Raw genomic sequence first — 20,109 nt, forward strand, 5'->3', positions numbered from 1 at the left:
TTCAAAATTATGAAATATCTAAAATTAACAGTATTAATGTTGTCTTCTGTCGTTTTTATAAATTGTGGAGAAAAAGAAGAAAAGAAAAAAAGCTTTTCTTATGAAACAGAATCTGAGGTTATAACAGAAACAGCAACACCTACAGAAATGACTGAAACCATTGAAGTAGTAGATGCAGAGTCGGCTAATGATGGCGTAGTAGAGATTATGTTACATGGAGACGATAAAATGACTTTTGATTTGAAAGAAATTAAAGTTAAAAAAGGTCAGAAAGTAAAATTAACACTGATGCATACAGGTAAAATGCCAAAAAATGTAATGGGTCATAACTTTGTGCTTCTAAATAATGGAGTAGATATGGCTGCATTTGCATCTAAGGCAGCTTCTGCAGCAGATCATGATTATGTTCCTGAAGATTCAGCAGACGTTATTGTGTACACTGAATTACTTGGTGGAGGAGAAATGGATGTTATTGAGTTTGATGCTCCTGAAGTTGGAACTTATGATTTTTTATGTAGTTTCCCTGGGCATTATGCTTTAATGAAAGGAAAGTTTATTGTAGAGTAAATTCCAAAATATATATATTATAAAATAAAAAAGCGTCTTAGTAAATTACTAAGACGCTTTTCTTTTAAATAAAATAAACGGAATTTAGATTATTGTAGATTGTCCTAAGTGAATGTTCGAAAAGTTATGATTCGAATCTTTAGGGTTACTAATAAAATCAGCGATAAAATCACCAACTTTACTTGTTGTAATATTGTCGTATTTAGAGTTTAAATCTGGAGTTGTAATATGAAGTGCTAACGATTTGTCTACCGCAGTTCTAATTAAATCAGCTTCATCATTTAAATCAAAATGTTCTAATAACATCGCCGCAGATAATATTGAAGCAATTGGGTTTGCTATACCTTTGTTTGTTGCCTGTGGATAAGATCCATGAATAGGCTCGAACATCGCATATTTATCTCCAATAGAAGCAGAAGCTAATAGTCCGATAGATCCACCAATAACACTCGCTTCATCACTAATAATATCTCCAAACATGTTTTCCGTTAAAATAACATCAAACTGTTTTGGGTTTAAAATCATTTGCATTGCTGCATTATCTATAAATAAGAAATCTAATTCTATATCTTTATAATTTTTAGCTACTTCTGTAACCACTTTACGCCATAAACGAGACGTTTCTAAAACATTTGCCTTGTCTATAAGTGTCAGTTTTTTTTTGCGAGCCTGAGCAGCTTTAAAAGCTAAATGAGCAACACGTTCTATTTCTACACGAGAATACTCACATAAATCTGAAGCAGAATTTCCGTCTTCACTAATTTCTTTTTTTCCAAAGTAAATACCACCAGTAAGTTCGCGATAAATAGTAATATCGGTTCCTTTAATAATATCCTTTTTTAACGGCGATTTGCTTAAAAGTGCATCGTATGCTTTAACAGGTCTTATATTTGCATACAGCCCTAAAGATTTTCTTAAAGCAAGTAAACCTTGTTCTGGGCGTACTTTTGCAGATGGGTCGTTATCGTATTTAGGATCTCCAATAGCACCAAATAATAAGGCATCGCTATTTTTACAAAGTTCTAAAGTTGATTCTGGTAAAGGATTACCCGTTTCATCTATTGCGATTGCACCTACAGGAGCATATTTAAAGTTGAAGGTATGATTGTATTCTAAAGCAATTGCTTTAAGGACTTTTATAGATTGCGCAGTGACTTCTGGTCCAATTCCGTCTCCTGCTAATACTGCTATGTTTAGTTTCATAAAAATTATTTTTTAGTTGTGCAGTGTTAGTTGCTCAACTAATTTATAACGTATAGGGTAATAACTTTAAGCTTTAGTTTCAAAAGCTTTAATCTCTTCTTTTTTACTTAATAAATAATCAATATCGTCGTAACCATTAATAAGACAGGTCTTTTTGTAGGGATCGATATCAAATTGCTCTGAATAATCGGTGTCTTTTATAGAAATGGTTTGAGTTTCTAAATTTACACTAATTATTGTTTCTGGGTCAGCAGTTATGTGATTAAATAATTCTTTTAAAAAGGCAGGAGAAACTTGTACTGGAAGAATCCCATTGTTAAGTGCATTACCTTTAAAAATATCTGCAAAGAAACTAGAAACGACTACTTTAAAACCGTAATCTCCTATAGCCCAAGCAGCATGTTCACGACTTGAACCACAACCAAAATTATCTCCGGCTACTAAAATTCTTCCAAGATAAGTTGTGTCGTTTAAAGGGAAATCTTCGTTTAAATCCCCGTTTTTATTGAATCTCCAATCTCTAAATACATTATCTCCAAATCCCTCTCTGTCTGTTGCTTTTAAGAAACGCGCAGGAATAATTTGATCTGTATCTATGTTTTCTATGTCTAATGGAATGGCTCTAGACTGAAATGTTGTAAACTTTTCCATTTAGTTTAATTGTTTTGTAATGTCAATAATTTTTCCTTCTATCGCTGTAGCTGCAGCGACTAACGGACTTGCTAAAATAGTTCTGGCACCTTGACCTTGTCTACCTTCAAAATTTCTATTTGATGTAGATACACAATATTCGTCTTGAGGAATTTTGTCGTCGTTCATCGCTAAACAGGCAGAACATCCTGGTTGGCGAAGTTCGAAACCGGCATTTGTAAAAATGTCTTTTAAGCCTTCTTCAATAATTTGTGCTTCCACCAATTTACTTCCTGGTACTAACCAGGCCGTAACATTTGGTGCTTTTTGTTTGCCTTTTATATATTGTGCAGCCACTCTAAAATCTTCGATTCTAGAGTTGGTACAGCTACCAATAAAGACAAAATTAATAGGTTTGTTTATAAGAGATTCGCCTTTTTTGAAATTCATATATTTCAATGATTTTTCAAAAGAAGCATCGTCAAGTGTAGGGATGTTTTCTGTTATTTTTATCCCCATACCCGGGTTTGTTCCGTATGTTACCATAGGTTCAATATCTTCAGCGTCGAAGAAATATTCTTTGTCAAATTCAGCACCTTCATCTGTAGGTAATGTTTTCCAATAGGCAACTTTTTTAGTGAAATCTTCACCTTTAGGAGCATATTCACGACCTTCAACATAATCGAAAGTAGTTTGGTCAGGAGCAATCATTCCGCCACGAGCGCCCATTTCAATACTCATATTGCAAACCGTCATACGGCCTTCCATACTCATATTTTCAAAAACGTCTCCAGCATATTCACAGAAATATCCTGTACCGGCGTTAGTTCCTAATTTAGCGATAATATATAAAATAACATCTTTAGGAAGTACTCCGTTTTTTAATTTTCCATTTACAGAAACACGTAAGCTTTTAGGCTTCGTTAAAAGTAAACACTGACTAGCAAAAACTTGAGCAACCTGACTGGTGCCAATTCCAAAGGCAATGGTTCCAAATGCACCATGCGTGGAGGTATGACTATCCCCACACACGATTGTCATTCCAGGTTGTGTGATTCCTAATTCGGGTGACATAACGTGCACTATTCCATTGTATTTGTGACCTAATTCAAATAGTGTGATTCCGTTGTCGGCACAGTTTTTTGACAGCTGCTCAAGCTGATGTCTAGAAAGTGTATCTTGTATTGGTAAATGTTGATTTGTTGTTGGTGTATTATGATCTGCTGTTGCCACAATTTGGTTTGGTCTAAACACAGGAATTTCTCTGTCTTTTAACTCATTAAAAGCTTGTGGGCTTGTTACTTCATGTATTAAATGTTTGTCGATGTACAATATCTGTGGTCCGTTTTCTATCGCATCTACCACATGTGCATCCCAAACTTTATCGAATAATGTCTTTTTCATTTTTTAAGTTTATGCTATTTCATACAAATATAAAAATAGACTTTAAGCTTATTATTTTAAGCTGAAATAATTTGATTGTAAATGCTACTTGTTTCAATAATTTGATGAATATCAGAATCGTTTACTTCTTTTTTAACATCAGCGAAATCTAAGAAACTAGCGTAAACTACATCTAATTGTAATTTAGTTAATTCGTAGCCTACATTCTTAGCTCTATATGCTAAAGCAGCTCTACCACTTCTTGCTGTTAAAACAATAGCAGATTCTGTTACACCTACATCTTTTGGATTTATAATCTCGTAAGTTTCACGATTTTTAATCACACCGTCTTGGTGAATTCCAGAACTGTGAGCAAAAGCGTTAGCTCCTACGATAGCCTTGTTTGGCTGTGTATAAATTCCCATATGTTCAGAGACCATTTGGCTCGTACTATATAATAAAGAGGTATTTATGTTTGTATCTAAATTTAATGTTGGGTGTTGCTTTAAAATCATAACAACTTCTTCTAAAGCTGTATTTCCAGCACGCTCACCAATACCATTAATAGTACATTCTATTTGTCTTGCACCATTAATAACCCCCTCGATAGAATTTGCAGTTGCTAATCCTAAATCGTTGTGGCAGTGGCAAGATAAAATAGCTTTTTCAATTCCTTTAACGTTCTCCATTAAGTACTTTATTTTAGCACCATATTCGTTAGGTAAACAGTATCCTGTTGTATCTGGAATATTTAATACTGTTGCTCCAGCAGCAATTACTGCTTCGCAAACTCTTGCTAAATAATCGTTATCTGTACGTCCAGCATCTTCAGCATAAAACTCTACATCTTCAGTAAATGTTTTAGCATAACGCACAGCTCTTACAGCGCGTTCGATGATGGCATCACGGTTAGAATTGAATTTGAATTTTATATGAGAATCTGATGTTCCAATTCCTGTATGAATTCTTGATCTTTTTGCATAACGCAAAGCTTCACCAGCAACTTTAATATCATTTTCTACAGATCTTGTCAGACCACAAACTGTCGCATTCTTTACGATTTTTGAAATGGCTTCTACAGAAGCGAAATCTCCAGGACTTGACACAGGAAAACCTGCTTCAATAACGTCAACTCCTAGGATATCAAGTCTTTTAGCAATAATAACTTTTTGCTCTTTGTTTAACTTGCAGCCTGGGACTTGTTCGCCATCGCGTAACGTTGTGTCAAATATTTGAATGTTAGAATGTGACATGTATCTAAATTTATTTTCTTATTGTTCTACGAATTTATATTATACTTTTGTTAACCTACACCTCATTATTGTAGTTTTACGATGTTTAAAAGCATTTAAACATATTTAAAAAACTGAATATCAACATATTAGAACTATTTTTATTTGATGATAAAAGACCAAAAAGATAATTTGTTTTTATTAGTAAAGTCCTTAACCAAGTCGGAAAAGCGTCAGTTTAAGCTGTATGTGGGAAGATTGGGGGTAAATACAGATTCTAAGTTTTTAAACTTATTTAATATTTTAGATAAATTGTCTGTTTACGACGAAGATTTTATTTTGAAAAATGGAGATGTTAAAAAACAACAGTTAGCGAATGTTAAAGCACATTTATACAAACAAATATTAATCAGTTTAAAATTAAATCCATCTCACCAAAATATCCGATCGCAAATTCGAGAGCAGTTAGATTTTGCATCAATATTATACCATAAAGGATTGTATAAACAGAGTTTAAAGATTCTTGATAAATCTAAAGAACTCGCAATTCAGAATGAAGAAAAAAACTTGGCATTCGAAATTGTGGAATTCGAAAAGTTAATCGAATCTCAATATATAACGCGAAGTATAAGCGGTCGAGCAGACGAACTTACTATTCAGGCAAAAGAATTAAGTGCCTTAAATGTTGTGGCTAGTAAATTGTCTAATTTGTCGCTTCAATTATATGGTATTTTCTTAAAAACGGGTTATGTAAGAAATGAAGAAGAAGGCGAGCAAGTAGCGTCTTACTTTTATAAAAGACTTCCTAAATATCAAATAAAAGATTTAGGTTTTAGGGAAAAATTATGGTTGTATAATGCTTATTTGTGGTATAGTTTCCTAACTCAAGATTTTAAAAATTGTTATAAATACGCTTCAAAATGGGTGGATTTGTTTTACGATAACCCAAACATGATTAATCTAAACCCCGTATTCTTTTTAAAAGGAAAGAATTATTTGTTGGAGGCTTTATTTTTTGTAAGAAGTAGAGATAAATTCGAAAATGCTTTAGTGCGTTTGGAAGAAATTGTAAACGACAAAACATTTTTGAGAGATGAAAATGTAGAATCTTTAGCTTTTTTATATCTGAATTTAAATAAAGTAAATTTGCATTTTATAGATGGTACGTTCGAAGAAGGCTTGAAATTAATTCCTAAAATAGAAACAGATTTAAAGCGGTTTTCAAATAGAATAGACGAACACCACACCATGATTTTCTATTACAAATTCGCAAGTTTGTATTTTGGAGCGGGAAATAATAAACAGTGTATTTTCTATTTAAATAAAATTATTTCGAATAAAACGTTGTCTATGCGAGAAGATTTGTTGTGCTTCTCTAGGGTTCTAAATTTAGTAGCGCATTACGAAGCTGGTTTAGATTATCACATCGATTCTTTATTAAGAAGTACGTATAAATTTTTAATTAAAATGAATGACCTTCATGAGGTGCAAAAGGAAATGATAAAATTTATAAAAGGCCTTCAAGATGTTTATCCACAGGATATTAAAAGAGCTTTTATTCAGTTGCGAGATACATTAAAAACATATGAAAATCATCCCTATGAAAAACGTGCATTTTTGTATTTAGACATTATTTCGTGGTTAGAAAGTAAGATTGAAAACAAGCCCGTAGGTCAAATTATAAAAGATAAATATTTAGCTGAAAATAAGGGGTGAAAAAGATTATTTGAGAAATATGTCTCAAATAATTTGGAAAATCAACTTTTCTAACTGAATATTTGCATTCACAAAGTTCAATAACTTATTGAAATGTTATCAAGAAAGGTGGAGGGATTAGACCCGCTGAAACCTTAGCAACCCTTTAACTTATAAAGAAGGTGCTAAATTCTACTTAAAAACCGATTCATTTATCGGCGATTTAGATAGATAACTAAACGAAATTACTCCTAGAGTAATTTGTATTATTTTCTTTTTAACATTTTTCTATTAAGTACGCCTTATTGGTGCATTTGACTTTTAGTTTTAATTTATTAACTCAAAAAGAAAGAAAAATGAGTACACAAAAATTTGCAACACAAGCGTTGCACGCAGGACATGATGTTACAAAACACGGAGGAACAAGAGCCGTGCCTATTTACCAAACGTCATCGTATGTTTTTAACGATTCAGATCATGCAGCAAATCTATTTGCATTAGCAGAACCGGGTTACATTTACACCCGTTTAAACAACCCAACAAACGATATTTTAGAACAGCGTTTAGCTGCAATCGAAGGTGGTTTAGCTGCTGTAGTTACAGCATCAGGAACGGCTGCTATTACAACAACTTTACTAACTCTTTTAAGAGCTGGCGACCATATTGTGGCATCTAGTAGTTTGTATGGTGGGACTTACAATTTATTAGCAGTTACACTACCAAGACATGGTATTACAACTACGTTTGTAGATCCTTCGGAGGCTGAAAACTTTCAAGCAGCAATTCAAGATAATACAAGAGCTGTTTTTATAGAATCTCTTGGAAACCCAAAATTAGATGTTTTAGATATTGAAGCTATTGCTGAAGTGTCAAAAGCAAATGGTGTTCCATTAATTGTAGATAATACGGTGGCTTCACCAGCATTATTAAATCCAATTCAATACGGTGCAAATATTGTAATTCACTCTTTAACAAAGTATATTAACGGTAACGGAACAAGTTTAGGAGGTGCAGTTATTGATGCAGGAACTTTTAATTGGGCAAACGGAAAATTCCCAGAATTTACAGAGCCTTCTGCCGGCTATCACGGTTTAGTATATAGTGAAGTTTTAAAAGAAGCAGCGTTTATAGCGAAAGTTAGAATTGAAGGATTACGTGATTATGGTAGTGCTTTAAGTCCGTTTAACGCGTTTCAAATTATTCAAGGTTTAGAAACTTTAGAATTACGTATAAAAAAACATAGTGAAAATGCTTTGGCATTAGCACAATGGTTAGAAGCACAAGACGAAATTACTTGGGTAAATTATCCAGGTTTAGAAAGTAGTGCTTACAAAACTTTAGCAGATAAATATCTTCCAAATGGACAAAGCGGAATGGTTACTTTTGGCCATAAAGGTGGTTTTAATGCGGCAAAAGTGATTGCAGATAAAACACAATTATTCTCGCTTTTGGCAAATATAGGAGATACAAAATCATTAATTATTCATCCTGCAAGTACAACACATCAGCAGTTAGACGAAGCCGCTCAAGCAGCGTCAGGAGTCTCACAAGATTTAGTGCGTTTATCTGTAGGAATTGAAGACTTAGAAGATTTGAAATCCGATTTAAAACAAGCATTCCAAGCCGTTAAATAGGCTTAACAGTTTCTTTAATTTTAGGCCCTTTTAAATTACAGCTTTTATATATTGCGACATGAAAAATTTACAATTTATTCCTTTAGATTATTACAAAACTATTAGCGGTGTCGAGTTGCCTCTTAAACTTTCTTACGAAGTGTTTGGGCAGCCATTACACGAAGCGCCAATTGTTTTGGTAAATCATGCATTAACAGGTAACAGTAATGTTGCTGGTGAAGGTGGTTGGTGGAGTGATCTTATTGGCGACAATAAAATTATAGATACTAAGAAGTTTACCGTAATATCTTTTAATATTCCGGGGAATGGTTATGATGGATTTATCATAGAGAATTATAAAGATTTTGTGGCTCGAGATATTGCAAATATCTTTTTAAAAGGGCTTAAAATATTGAAAATTGATTCGGTCTTTGCTATGATTGGCGGATCATTAGGAGGTGGAATTGCATGGGAAATGGCTGTGATGAATCCAACTTTAGCAGAACATTTAATTGTAGTTGCTACAGATTGGAAATCGACGGATTGGCTGATTGCTAATTGCCAGATTCAAGAGCAGTTTTTAACCAATTCTAGTAATCCCGTTCACGATGCGCGTATGCACGCCATGTTGTGCTACAGAACTCCAAAATCGTTTAAAGAACGTTTTCATAGAAGTAAAAATGAAGATTTAGAAATCTTTAATGTAGAGAGTTGGTTGCTGCACCACGGAAATAAATTACAAGAACGTTTTCAGCTTTCAGCTTATAAATTAATGAATCAATTATTAAGAACAATTGATGTTACTAAAGGTAGGCCGGAAGATGTAAATGTATTAGATGTTATTAAATCTAATATTGCAATAGTTGGTGTAGATTCTGATTTGTTTTTTACCGCTGAAGAAAACCGTGAAACTCAAAAGAAATTAGCACTTACACATCCAAATGTAACCTATAACGAAATACATTCCGATCATGGACACGATGCTTTTTTAATAGAATTCGAACAATTAGAAACGATAATAGAAGGCATTTTTAAACCGGAACTAAAGAATAAACGCATGAAAGTCCTGAAGTTTGGAGGGAAGTCTCTAGCGAATGGTGTAGGTTTAGAAACAGTTCTTAATATTATTGAAAATAAAGTTAAGAATGATGAAAAGATTGCTGTTGTACTTTCGGCAAGAGGAGCTTCTACAGACGAGTTAGAACGTATTTTAATTAAAGCCAAAAACAATCAATCTTATAAAAAGGATTTAGAAACGTTTAAAGCATATCAGACAGAGCCGTGCCCAGAAATTGATTTTTCTGAAGCGTTTTCTGTATTAGATAAAGTATTTGGAGGCGTAAAATTGTTAGGAGATTATAGTAATAAAATTAAAGATGAAGTTTTAGCACAAGGCGAATTAATGTCGGTTAAAGTCGTTGCTAAATTGCTAAACGAGCGCGGTATAAAAGCCCATGCAACAGATTCGAGGTTTCTTATAAAAACCGACGACACCTATGGTAATGCACAGCCAAACACAAAAGTGTCTAAAGAAAATGTATTAAAACATTTTAAAAAATATAATGGAGACACTGTAAATATCGTTACTGGATTTATCGCCTCTAATAAAGATAATAAAACAACGACTTTAGGTCGAAATGGTAGTAATTATTCTGCAGCACTTTTAGCTAATTTTTTAGATGCTGAAGAATTACAGAATTATACACACGTAAACGGAATCTATACGGCAAACCCAGATTTAGTTCCGGATGCGAAGAAGATTGAAGAATTATCGTTTGCAGAAGCAAACGAATTAGCAAACTTTGGAGCAACTGTTTTACATGCTAAGACGATTATTCCGTTATTGGAAAAAAACATTTCACTTCGTATTTTAAATACATTTAATAGTGGAGATCAAGGGACTTTAATTACAGCAAAAACAGCTTCTAAAGGGATTCGATCATTATCTGTTTTAGATAACGTGGCTCTAATTAATTTAGAAGGTCGTGGGTTGTTAGGAAAAGTTGGTGTCGATGCACGAGTGTTTAAAACCTTAAGTGCAAACGATATCAGTGTAAGTATTATTTCGCAAGGATCGTCTGAGCGTGGTTTAGGTTTGGTTGTAGATGCTAATAAAGCGTCTCAAGCGGTATTGGCATTAGAACGTGAATTCGAGACTGATTTCTATATGCAAGATGTAAATAGAATTGGAATTATTGATGATGTTGCTGTGATTTCAATTGTAGGTCAGGATTTAAGCACATTCCATAAACCGTTTAATGCCTTAATAAAAAATCAGATTGTTCCATTACTTTTTAATAACACTATTACAGGTGAAAATGTGAGTTTGGTGGTTAGAAAATCTCAACTTCATAAAGCCTTAAATGTAATTCATGGAGAGATTTTTGGGATATCTAAAAAGATAAACTTGGCCATTTTTGGTCATGGTTTAGTAGGCGGAACCTTAATCGATCAGATTATTGCTTCGGCCGGTGATATTGAAAAGCGTAAAGGAATTAAACTGAATATTTTTGCAATAGCGAATTCAAGACAGGCCCTTTTCAACAAAAAAGGAATCGATTCTAATTGGAGAGATACACTTCAGGACAAAGGAAAAGAGTATACATTTGAAAGTTTAGTAGAATATACTAAAAAGCATCATTTAGAAAATTTAATTGCGATTGATAACACAGCTAGTGCGGCCTTTGTTTCAAATTATATTCCGTTAGTAGAACATGGTTTCGACCTTGTTTCATCTAACAAAATAGCAAATACAATTGATTTTAAATTCTATAGTAAACTACGAGAAGTATTAGCTAAAAATCAGAAAAATTATCTGTACGAAACGAACGTTGGTGCAGGTTTGCCATTGATTGATACGATTAAACTCTTGCATTTATCTGGAGAAAACATCACTAAAATTAGAGGTGTGTTTTCAGGGTCTTTAAGTTATTTATTTAATAATTATTCACTTAAAAATGAGCCGTTTTCTAAGGTGTTACAGGAAGCTGTAGATAAAGGATTTACAGAGCCCGATCCAAGAGAAGACTTATGTGGGAACGATGTTGCCAGAAAATTGTTAATTTTGGCGAGAGAACTCGATTTACATAACGAGATTACAGATGTAGATATTCAGAATTTAATTCCTGAAAACTTAAGAAGTATAAATGCTAATACTTTTTTAAAGTCGTTTACAGAAATGGACGCTTTATATCAAAGTATGAAAGCTGAACAAAAACCTGGTCATGTTTTAAGATATATAGGTGATTTACATGGTGATTTAGCCGATGAAAAAGGAGCTAAGTTAGAAGTAAAATTAGTATCGGTGCCAGAAAGTTCACCTCTAGGATCTTTAAAAGGATCCGATTCAATTTTCGAAATTTACACCGAATCTTACGGAGATCAGCCCGTAGTAATTCAAGGCGCAGGCGCAGGAGCAGCAGTTACCGCTCGTGGTGTATTTGGAGATATTTTAAGATTAACAGAAAAAAACACGTATTAGTATTATGAAAGATAATCATTTCGAAACAGAAGCTATTAGAACACAAACAGAACGTTCTCAGTTTTTAGAACATTCAACACCATTATATTTAAGTTCAAGCTTTGTTTTTGAAGATGCCGAAGATATGCGTGCATCGTTTACAGAAGAAAAAGATCGTAATATTTATAGCCGTTTTACAAATCCAAACACTTCGGAGTTTGTAGATAAAGTGTGTAAAATGGAGGGTGCAGAAAGTGGTTATGCTTTTGCAACGGGTATGTCTGCTGTGTTTTCAACTTTTGCGGCGCTTTTAAATAGTGGCGATCATATTGTTTCGGCAAGTTCTGTATTTGGATCTACACATACGTTGTTTACAAAATACCTTCCAAAATGGAATATAGAAACAACTTACTTTAATATTAATGATGTCGATACTATTGAAAGCTTAATTCAGCCAAACACAAAAATTTTATATGCTGAAAGTCCAACAAATCCGGCGGTAGATATTATCGATTTAGAGATATTGGGCGCAATCGCTAAAAAGCATAATATCTTATTGGTGATTGATAATTGTTTCGCTACACCGTATTTACAAAACCCAATTAAATTTGGAGCAGATATCGTTATTCATTCGGCTACCAAGTTAATGGATGGTCAGGGTCGTGTTTTAGGTGGTGTTGCAGTAGGTCGTGCCGATTTAATACGAGAGATTTATTTGTTTTCTAGAAATACAGGACCCGCGTTATCACCATTTAATGCTTGGGTGTTGTCTAAAAGTTTAGAAACCCTTGCTGTTCGTGTCGATAAACATTGTGAAAATGCATTAAAAGTTGCAGAATTTTTAGAGGGACATGCAAATGTGTCTTTAGTAAAGTATCCGTTTTTAAAATCACATCCGCAGTACGAGATTGCAAAAAAACAAATGAAACTTGGTGGAAATATTATTGCTTTCGAGGTTAAAGGAGGCGTAGAAGGCGGACGTGCTTTTTTAAATAAAATAAAAGTACTATCATTATCTGCAAACTTAGGAGATACTCGTACAATTGTTACACATCCAGCATCTACAACACATAGTAAGTTGAGTACAGAAGATAGGTTGGAGACAGGAATTACAGACGGATTGGTTCGTATTTCTGTAGGTTTAGAGCACACAGACGATATTATTAATGATTTAAATCAGGCTTTAAATTAAATTTTAAAAAGCAGTATATTTGCTCCATGCTTTCAAAAAAAACCAAATACGGCTTAAAAGCCCTCCTATTTTTAGCGCGTCAAGAAAATAATACGCCCGTACAGATTAGTGTTATTTCTAAGAGTGAAAATATTTCACAGAAATTCTTAGAAAGTATATTGCTAACCTTGAGAAAAATAGGAGTTTTAGGATCTAAGAAAGGGAAAAATGGCGGCTATTATCTACTTAAAGAACCTAAAGATATTAAAATGTCTTTAGTTATGAGAACATTAGAAGGGCCTATAGCTATGGTGCCTTGCGTGAGTCTTAATTTCTACGAAAAATGCGACGATTGTCCAGATGAAACCCTTTGTGGGGTTCATACTTTAATGGAAGAAGTTCGTGATAAAACACTTGAGATCTTCAATAACAAGTCGTTAGCAGATTTAATTTAATTCATATTTTTTCAATTTAAGTTTGGATATATTAATTACATCTTATACATTTGTTGAATAATCTACTAAACCGATAGGGTTAACAGAAGTAGAGAAGTAAAAAAAGAAATTATGTTGGATAGTACAATAGATATTTCATATTGGAATAAAGAATTAAAAGATAAAACCCCTCAAGAAATTATTGATTGGGCTTTAGCTTTAACAGAAAATAAAATAGTAACAACAAGCTTTGGAGTGTATTCTGCAGTGTTGTTAAGTACCATATCAAAACAAGATAGTGACATTAAAGTAATTTGGTGTGATACATTATTTAATACACAAGAAACTTACGAGCACGCTAATAATTTAATAAATACATTCAATTTAAAAGTTGAAAAATATGAGCCTTTGTTGAGTAAATCGGTAATTGATGCGACAATAGGAATCCCGGACGTAACCAGCCCAAAACATGCCGAATTTACAGAAGTTGTAAAGCTAGAGCCTTTTAGGAGAGCTCTAGCCGAGCAAACGCCAGAACTATGGTTTACTAATATTCGTGTGAGACAAACAGAATATAGAAAATCCAAAGATATTTTAAGCTGGAGTAAAGATGGTGTATTGAAAGTTAGTCCTTTTTATTATTGGTCAGATGATGATTTAGATGCTTATATAGCAGAACAGGACCTTCCTAAAAATCAATTTTATTTTGACCCAACCAAAGCCTTACAAAATAGAGAGTGTGGAATCCACTTTCAATAAATGAGAATCAATCATGCAAAGTTTTAGATCAGAAATAGAAAACCCAGTTGTAGAAAAGGATATCATCGAATTAGAGAAAAAAATTCGATTATTCAATGAAGGGAGTTTAACAGATGAGAGTTTTAGAAGTTTACGTTTAGCTCGTGGTATTTACGGTCAACGTCAACCAGGTGTACAAATGATTCGTATTAAATTGCCTTACGGTAAAGTTACGTCGAACCAATTGTTGCGAATTTCTGATGTTTCAGATCGTTTTTCTACGGGAAGATTACATATTACAACACGTCAGGATATTCAAATTCACTACGTAAGTATAGATGATACGCCAGAATTATGGTCGCAGTTAGAACAAGACGATATTACATTGCGTGAAGCTTGTGGTAACACCGTAAGAAATGTTACAGCGAGTGAAACTGCGGGGATCGATGTAAACGAACCTTTCGATGTTACACCATATGCACATGCTGTATTTCAATTCTTTTTACGTAACCCAATCTGTCAAGAAATGGGACGTAAATTTAAAATGTCTTTTTCATCATCAGATGCTGATACTGCATTAAGTTATATTCACGATTTAGGATTTATTCCGAAAATTAAAGATGGAGAACGCGGATTTAGAGTGGTACTTGGAGGGGGTTTAGGATCTCAACCAAGAAGTGCAGACTTAATTTACGAATTTTTACCTACATATAAAATCATTCCTTTAATAGAGAGTGTATTGCGAATTTTCGACCGTCATGGTGAACGTGCTAAACGTATGAAAGCACGTATGAAGTTCTTAATAAAAGAATATGGTGTAGAGAAATTTTTAGAATTAGTTGAAGCTGAACAAAAAGCGTTATCAAATCAAGAAGTTCATATTGAAGCTAACGAAGACGCTATTCTAATTGCTGACATCGCTGTGCCTCAAGTTACAATTGAAGACAAGAATGCATATAATAGCTGGAGAGCTTTAAATGTGATTCCTCAGAAACAAGAGGGATTATATGCCATCGGAATAAAAATAAAATTGGGTGATTTTTATACGGATAAAGCAAGAAAATTAGCCGCTTTAATAAAAAATTATGCAGCCGATGAATTGCGTTTTTCATTAAGACAAAACATATTAATTCGTCACGTAAAAGCAGAATTATTACCATTCTTTTATCAAGAACTAAAAGCCTTAGATTTTGTAGATGCAGGTTATAATGCCGCTACAGATATTACCGCATGTCCTGGAACAGATACATGTAATTTAGGTATTGCAAGTAGTACAGGAATGGCCGATGAATTAGAACGTGTATTATATTCAGAATATCCTCAATACATCAATAATCAAGATATAGCTATAAAAATTAGTGGTTGTATGAATGCTTGTGGACAACACAATATGGCACACATTGGTTTTCAAGGGATGTCTATTCGTACCAAAGAAAAACTGGTTGCTCCTGCAGTACAAGTATTATTAGGTGGAGGTGTTTTAGGAAATGGAGAAGGACGTTTTTCAGATAAAGTAATCAAATTACCATCTAAAAGAGGACCGCAAGCTTTACGTTTAATTTTAGACGATTTTGAAGCTCATGGAAATCCTGGTGAATCGTTTTTAGAATATTATGACCGTCGCGATGGACAGAAATATTTTTATAATTTCTTAGTCACATTATCAGATACTGAAAATTTAGTACCAAGCGATTTTATCGACTGGGGAACAAGTGAAGAGTATAAGCAAGAAGTAGGTGTAGGAGAATGTGCTGGTGTAATTATCGATTTAGTGGCGACTTTATTATTAGAAGCTAAAGAGAAATTAGAAAAAGCTCAGGATGTTTTCGAAACGACAGATAAATGGGCAGATGCCATTTACTCAGCGTATACAGCGAATGTAAATGCCGCTAAAGCGTTATTGCTTTCGGAAGATGTGAAAACTAATTCTCAAGCTAATATTATCAGTTTGTTTGACGAGACATTTATAGAGACAAATAAAATCACATTAGATACAAAAGGTAGTTTTTCAGATTTCGTTTACGAGATTAATAAAAACGAACCAAATAAAGAATTTGCAACCACATATATTAACCAAACCAAAGCTTTTTTCAACACCATCGACGTTTTTAGAACACGCGAATTAGTCCATGCAAACAACTAACAACATACCAAAATTAACGGTAATAGGTGCCGGTCCGGGAGATCCAGATTTAATATCGCTTAAAGCAATTAAAGCCATAGAATCTGCAGATGTTATCTTGTACGACGCACTTATAAATGTTGACTTACTTAAATATGCTTCACCCACTAAGGAAGTGATTTTTGTTGGGAAACGTAAAGGGTGTTGCGCATATCAACAAGAACAAATTAATGAACTTATTGTACAACGTGCAAAAAGTTTTGGTCATGTGGTTCGTTTAAAAGGCGGAGATCCATTTGTTTTTGGAAGAGGCGCAGAAGAAATCGATTATGCAAAATCAAAACACCTTAAAGTAGATGTTATTCCTGGAATGTCGTCCGCTCTAGCAGTACCAACAAGTCAAGGTATTCCTTTAACCAAACGCGGAGTTTCCGAAAGTTTTTGGGTAATAACAGGAACGACTAAAAATCACGAAATCTCTAGTGATATTGCATTAGCAGCAAAATCGTCTGCAACAATCGTAATCTTAATGGGGATGAGTAAATTATCAGAAATTGTGCAATTGTTTTCAAATGAAAACAAACACAATCTTCCGATAGCAATTATACAAAATGGAACTTATGCCAACGAAAAAATAGGAATTGGTACCATTAATTCAATTCAAGAAATTGTAGCCGAGCAGAGGTTAAGTTCTCCAGCTATAATTGTTATTGGCGAAGTTGTAAAAGAACGCACAACTTTAGATCGCATTAATACCGAATTACATGAGTTAAAATCGGTGTTTTAAAAAAATAAAAAATCATATTTCAGTAAAAAATTAATCAAAATGATACAAACAGATATACTAATAATAGGGGCAGGACCGACAGGATTATTCACTGTGTTTGAAGCAGGATTATTAAAATTAAAATGTCATTTAATTGATGCTTTACCACAAGCTGGTGGGCAATGTTCAGAACTTTATCCTAAAAAACCGATATACGATATTCCAGGATTTCCAGAAATTTTAGCTGGAGATTTAACGGGTAACTTATTAGAACAAGGTAAACAATTCAAACCTGGATTTACTTTAGGTGAACGTGCTGAAACTATCGAAAAACAAGAAGATGGATCGTTTATTGTAACGACCAATAAAGGGACGCGTCACCAAGCTCCAATTGTAGCTATCGCTGGTGGTTTAGGGTCTTTTGAACCTAGAAAACCATTGATTGAAAATATTACAAAATATGAAGATTACGGTGTAGACTACTTTATTAAAGATCCAGAAAAATATAGAAATAAACGTGTCGTGATTTCTGGCGGAGGAGATTCAGCTTTAGATTGGAGTATCTTTTTAGCAGATATAGCTTCAGAAGTAACACTTATTCACAGACGTAACGAATTCCGTGGCGCTTTAGATTCAGTAGAAAAAGTTCAAGAATTAAAACTTTTAGGAAAAATCAACTTAGTAACACCATCAGAAGTTGTTGGCGTTGTTGGAGAAAATCACATCGAAGGTGTGACCGTTAAAAAAGGAGAAGAAGAGTTTCAAATTGATACAGATTTCTTTATTCCGTTATTCGGATTGTCTCCAAAATTAGGGCCTATCGGAAACTGGGGATTAGACATCGAAAAGAATGCAATTAAAGTAAATACTGTAGATTATCAAACCAATATACCTGGAATCTTCGCTATTGGAGATGTGAATACGTATGAAGGGAAATTAAAATTAATTCTTTGTGGTTTTCATGAAGCGACTTTAATGTGTCAATCTGCTTATAAAATTCTTAATCCAGGGAAAAAGTATGTGCTTAAATATACAACTGTAAGTGGTATTGATGGTTTTGATGGGACACGAAAAGAAGCACCAAAAGCAGTTGTTCAAGCTATTATTTAAATTCTGATTTTAAAATTAGTCGTTTTGTAAAATAGACTGTAAATTAGTTGAAATTTTTCCGACTCTTATTTTAAATAAAGGCGTTTTTTTTATGATTGAAGATACAAAATTGCAAAATAAATTAGTTTCAAAAACATATAATGTTAGACTAAAAGATTCGATAGCAACATTTACAAAACATTTGTTTTATGTGATGTTCGACGATGAGCCTGCCACAGAATTACAGCATTTAGAAAACCTGTTTTTAGAAATGGGTAGAAAACTAGAAATTGATAGTGCTTTTGAAATTTGGGAAACATTCAAGTTTAATTTACCAAGCATCAGACGTCGTTTAGATTTAGATGCTGTAGCTATAGAACAACACGATCCTGCTGCAAAAAGTTTGGAAGAAGTGTATTTAGCTTATCCAGGTTTTTATGCTATCGCTATTTATCGTTTAAGTCATGAATTGTCTGAACTAAATGTGCCAATTATCCCAAGAATGATGAGTGAATATGCGCACGGAATTACGGGAACAGACATTCATCCTGGAGCTCAAATTGGCGATTCGTTTTTTATAGATCATGCGACCGGAATTGTAATTGGAGAAACATCTATAATTAAAAATAATGTGAAGATTTATCAAGGGGTAACTTTAGGAGGTGTTCAGGTTAAGAAGAGTTTATTCAACACTAAACGTCACCCAACTATAGAAGATAATGTTATTATTTATGCTAACGCTACTATTCTAGGGGGCGATGTCGTTATAGGTGCAGATAGTATAATTGGCGCTAATGTTTGTGTTACGGTTTCAGTGCCGCAAGGTTCAATTGTAACATATCAAAAAGAATTTAATATTAGACCGCGAAGAAATGATTAAATCAGGAGGTATTTTAGATCAAATAGGAAATACGCCTTTGGTTGAAGTTACGCATTTACATAATAATCTTAAGGTTAAGTTATTTCTTAAATTAGAAGGTAACAATCCAGGAGGGAGTGTAAAAGATAGAGCTGCTTTTAATATGATTAGTGAAGCGTTAAAACGCGGTGATATTAAAAAAGGAGATACTTTAGTTGAAGCGACTAGTGGAAATACCGGAATTGCATTAGCATTTATAGCACCTTTATTAGGTGTTAATATGGTACTTGTAATGCCAGAAAATTCTACTGAAGAACGTATAAAAACGATGAGAGCTTATGGGGCTGAGTTAATCTTAACCTCTAAAGACGTTGGGATTGAAGGTGCTCGTGATTACGCCATAAAGTTACACGAAGAAAAAGGCTATTTTATGCTGAATCAGTTTTCTAATCCGGACAATTGGAAGGCACATTATAAAACCACTGGACCAGAAATTTGGGAAGCAACAAATGGGGAAATCACTCATTTTGTCTCAGCAATGGGAACAACGGGAACGATAATGGGTATGTCTACATTTCTGAAAGAAAAAAATAAAAATATTACGATCGTAGGTGCTCAGCCTACTGATGGTGCAAAAATACCAGGCATACGTAAATGGCCAGAAGCCTATTTGCCAGAAATTTTCGATAAAACTAAAGTCGACCAAGTGGTTGAGGTTAGTGAAGAAGAAGCCAAAACGATGACTCAAAGATTAGCCAAAGAAGAAGGCGTTTTTGCAGGCATGAGTAGTGGTGGTTCTGTAGCAAGTGCTTTAAAAATTATAGAAAATTTAGATTCTGGAGTTGTAGTCGCCATAATTTGCGATCGTGGAGATCGTTATTTATCGTCTACATTATTCGAGAATTAGTATAATATTTGCTGCAAAAATGCGGATAATAAAGATTTATTACTTTTATTTGTAGCTTAGTTCATAACCATATTAATTCGTTATCACGAAAGGCAGAGGGGATAGACCCGGTGAAGCCTTAGCAACCCTTTACCACACTAAAGAAGGTGCTACATTCTACTCAATGAAACCATTTTCAAAGGGGCAGATAACCCAAGAGAAAACCCTTTCTTTCCTGATGACATATTGATATAAAACATC

The 20,109-nt window shown here is 33.8% G+C and carries 16 protein-coding genes and 2 riboswitches; of the genes, 12 read left to right on the forward strand and 4 right to left on the reverse strand.

Annotated features, from left to right (window positions below; genetic code table 11):
* Positions 1-9: 9 nt before the first annotated feature.
* Complete coding sequence (gene azu / locus R6X41_RS01340) at positions 10-567, forward strand: azurin (RefSeq protein ID WP_318496857.1); 558 nt, start codon at positions 10-12, stop codon at positions 565-567.
* A gap of 84 nt (positions 568-651) precedes the next feature.
* Here the strand turns inward: azu and leuB are convergent, their stop codons facing one another.
* The 4 genes from leuB to R6X41_RS01360 all read right to left on the reverse strand — a co-directional run bounded on the left by leuB (position 652) and on the right by R6X41_RS01360 (position 5,036).
* Entirely contained in the window at positions 652-1,770 is a 1,119-nt protein-coding gene (gene leuB, locus R6X41_RS01345) for a 3-isopropylmalate dehydrogenase (protein ID WP_318496858.1), read from the reverse strand.
* Positions 1,771-1,836: 66 nt separating this feature from the next.
* Positions 1,837-2,421, reverse strand: coding sequence for a 3-isopropylmalate dehydratase small subunit (leuD, locus tag R6X41_RS01350; RefSeq protein WP_318496859.1), 585 nt, complete (start codon positions 2,419-2,421; stop codon positions 1,837-1,839).
* Positions 2,422-3,804 (reverse strand): 3-isopropylmalate dehydratase large subunit, encoded by a 1,383-nt coding sequence (gene leuC, locus R6X41_RS01355; protein ID WP_318496860.1) that lies wholly within the window; start codon positions 3,802-3,804, stop codon positions 2,422-2,424.
* Between the two features lie 56 nt (positions 3,805-3,860).
* Positions 3,861-5,036: a 2-isopropylmalate synthase gene (locus tag R6X41_RS01360; protein ID WP_318496861.1), complete on the reverse strand. Its 1,176-nt coding sequence runs from the start codon at positions 5,034-5,036 to the stop codon at positions 3,861-3,863.
* Positions 5,037-5,183: 147 nt separating this feature from the next.
* On the opposite strand from R6X41_RS01360, the gene R6X41_RS01365 reads away from it, so the two are divergent.
* From R6X41_RS01365 to cysM, 11 genes are all read left to right on the forward strand, one after another.
* On the forward strand, positions 5,184-6,731 hold the full coding sequence (locus tag R6X41_RS01365) for a hypothetical protein (protein ID WP_318496862.1): 1,548 nt from the start codon (positions 5,184-5,186) through the stop codon (positions 6,729-6,731).
* 93 nt (positions 6,732-6,824) lie between these two features.
* Positions 6,825-6,948, forward strand: a riboswitch (SAM riboswitch).
* 118 nt (positions 6,949-7,066) lie between these two features.
* The gene (locus tag R6X41_RS01370) at positions 7,067-8,344 is read left to right on the forward strand and encodes an O-acetylhomoserine aminocarboxypropyltransferase/cysteine synthase family protein (RefSeq protein WP_318496863.1); all 1,278 of its coding nucleotides are present in this window, start codon (positions 7,067-7,069) and stop codon (positions 8,342-8,344) included.
* Between the two features lie 58 nt (positions 8,345-8,402).
* On the forward strand, positions 8,403-11,804 hold the full coding sequence (gene thrA, locus R6X41_RS01375; protein ID WP_318496864.1) for a bifunctional aspartate kinase/homoserine dehydrogenase I: 3,402 nt from the start codon (positions 8,403-8,405) through the stop codon (positions 11,802-11,804).
* Positions 11,805-11,808: 4 nt separating this feature from the next.
* Complete coding sequence (locus R6X41_RS01380; protein WP_318496865.1) at positions 11,809-12,975, forward strand: trans-sulfuration enzyme family protein; 1,167 nt, start codon at positions 11,809-11,811, stop codon at positions 12,973-12,975.
* A gap of 26 nt (positions 12,976-13,001) precedes the next feature.
* Entirely contained in the window at positions 13,002-13,409 is a 408-nt protein-coding gene (locus tag R6X41_RS01385) for an RrF2 family transcriptional regulator (protein ID WP_318496866.1), read from the forward strand.
* 111 nt (positions 13,410-13,520) lie between these two features.
* A complete protein-coding gene (locus R6X41_RS01390; RefSeq protein ID WP_318496867.1) occupies positions 13,521-14,147 on the forward strand; it encodes a phosphoadenosine phosphosulfate reductase domain-containing protein in 627 nt (208 codons plus the stop codon).
* Positions 14,148-14,160: 13 nt separating this feature from the next.
* Positions 14,161-16,269 carry a HEPN domain-containing protein gene (locus R6X41_RS01395; RefSeq protein WP_318496868.1) on the forward strand — a complete coding sequence of 703 codons (2,109 nt, stop codon included), beginning with the start codon at positions 14,161-14,163 and terminating at the stop codon, positions 16,267-16,269.
* Entirely contained in the window at positions 16,256-17,035 is a 780-nt protein-coding gene (gene cobA, locus R6X41_RS01400) for a uroporphyrinogen-III C-methyltransferase (RefSeq protein ID WP_318496869.1), read from the forward strand. The genes R6X41_RS01395 and cobA overlap by 14 nt, the downstream gene beginning before the upstream one ends.
* A gap of 39 nt (positions 17,036-17,074) precedes the next feature.
* Positions 17,075-18,124 (forward strand): NAD(P)/FAD-dependent oxidoreductase, encoded by a 1,050-nt coding sequence (locus R6X41_RS01405; protein ID WP_318496870.1) that lies wholly within the window; start codon positions 17,075-17,077, stop codon positions 18,122-18,124.
* A gap of 91 nt (positions 18,125-18,215) precedes the next feature.
* Complete coding sequence (gene epsC, locus R6X41_RS01410) at positions 18,216-18,983, forward strand: serine O-acetyltransferase EpsC (RefSeq protein ID WP_318496871.1); 768 nt, start codon at positions 18,216-18,218, stop codon at positions 18,981-18,983.
* Entirely contained in the window at positions 18,976-19,869 is an 894-nt protein-coding gene (gene cysM, locus R6X41_RS01415; RefSeq protein ID WP_318496872.1) for a cysteine synthase CysM, read from the forward strand. Before epsC ends, cysM begins: the two co-directional genes overlap by 8 nt.
* 77 nt (positions 19,870-19,946) lie before the next feature.
* Positions 19,947-20,063: riboswitch (SAM riboswitch) on the forward strand.
* Positions 20,064-20,109: the final 46 nt, after the last annotated feature.

Source organism: Formosa sejongensis, assembly GCF_033447105.1.
Classification (GTDB): Bacteria; Bacteroidota; Bacteroidia; order Flavobacteriales; family Flavobacteriaceae; genus Formosa.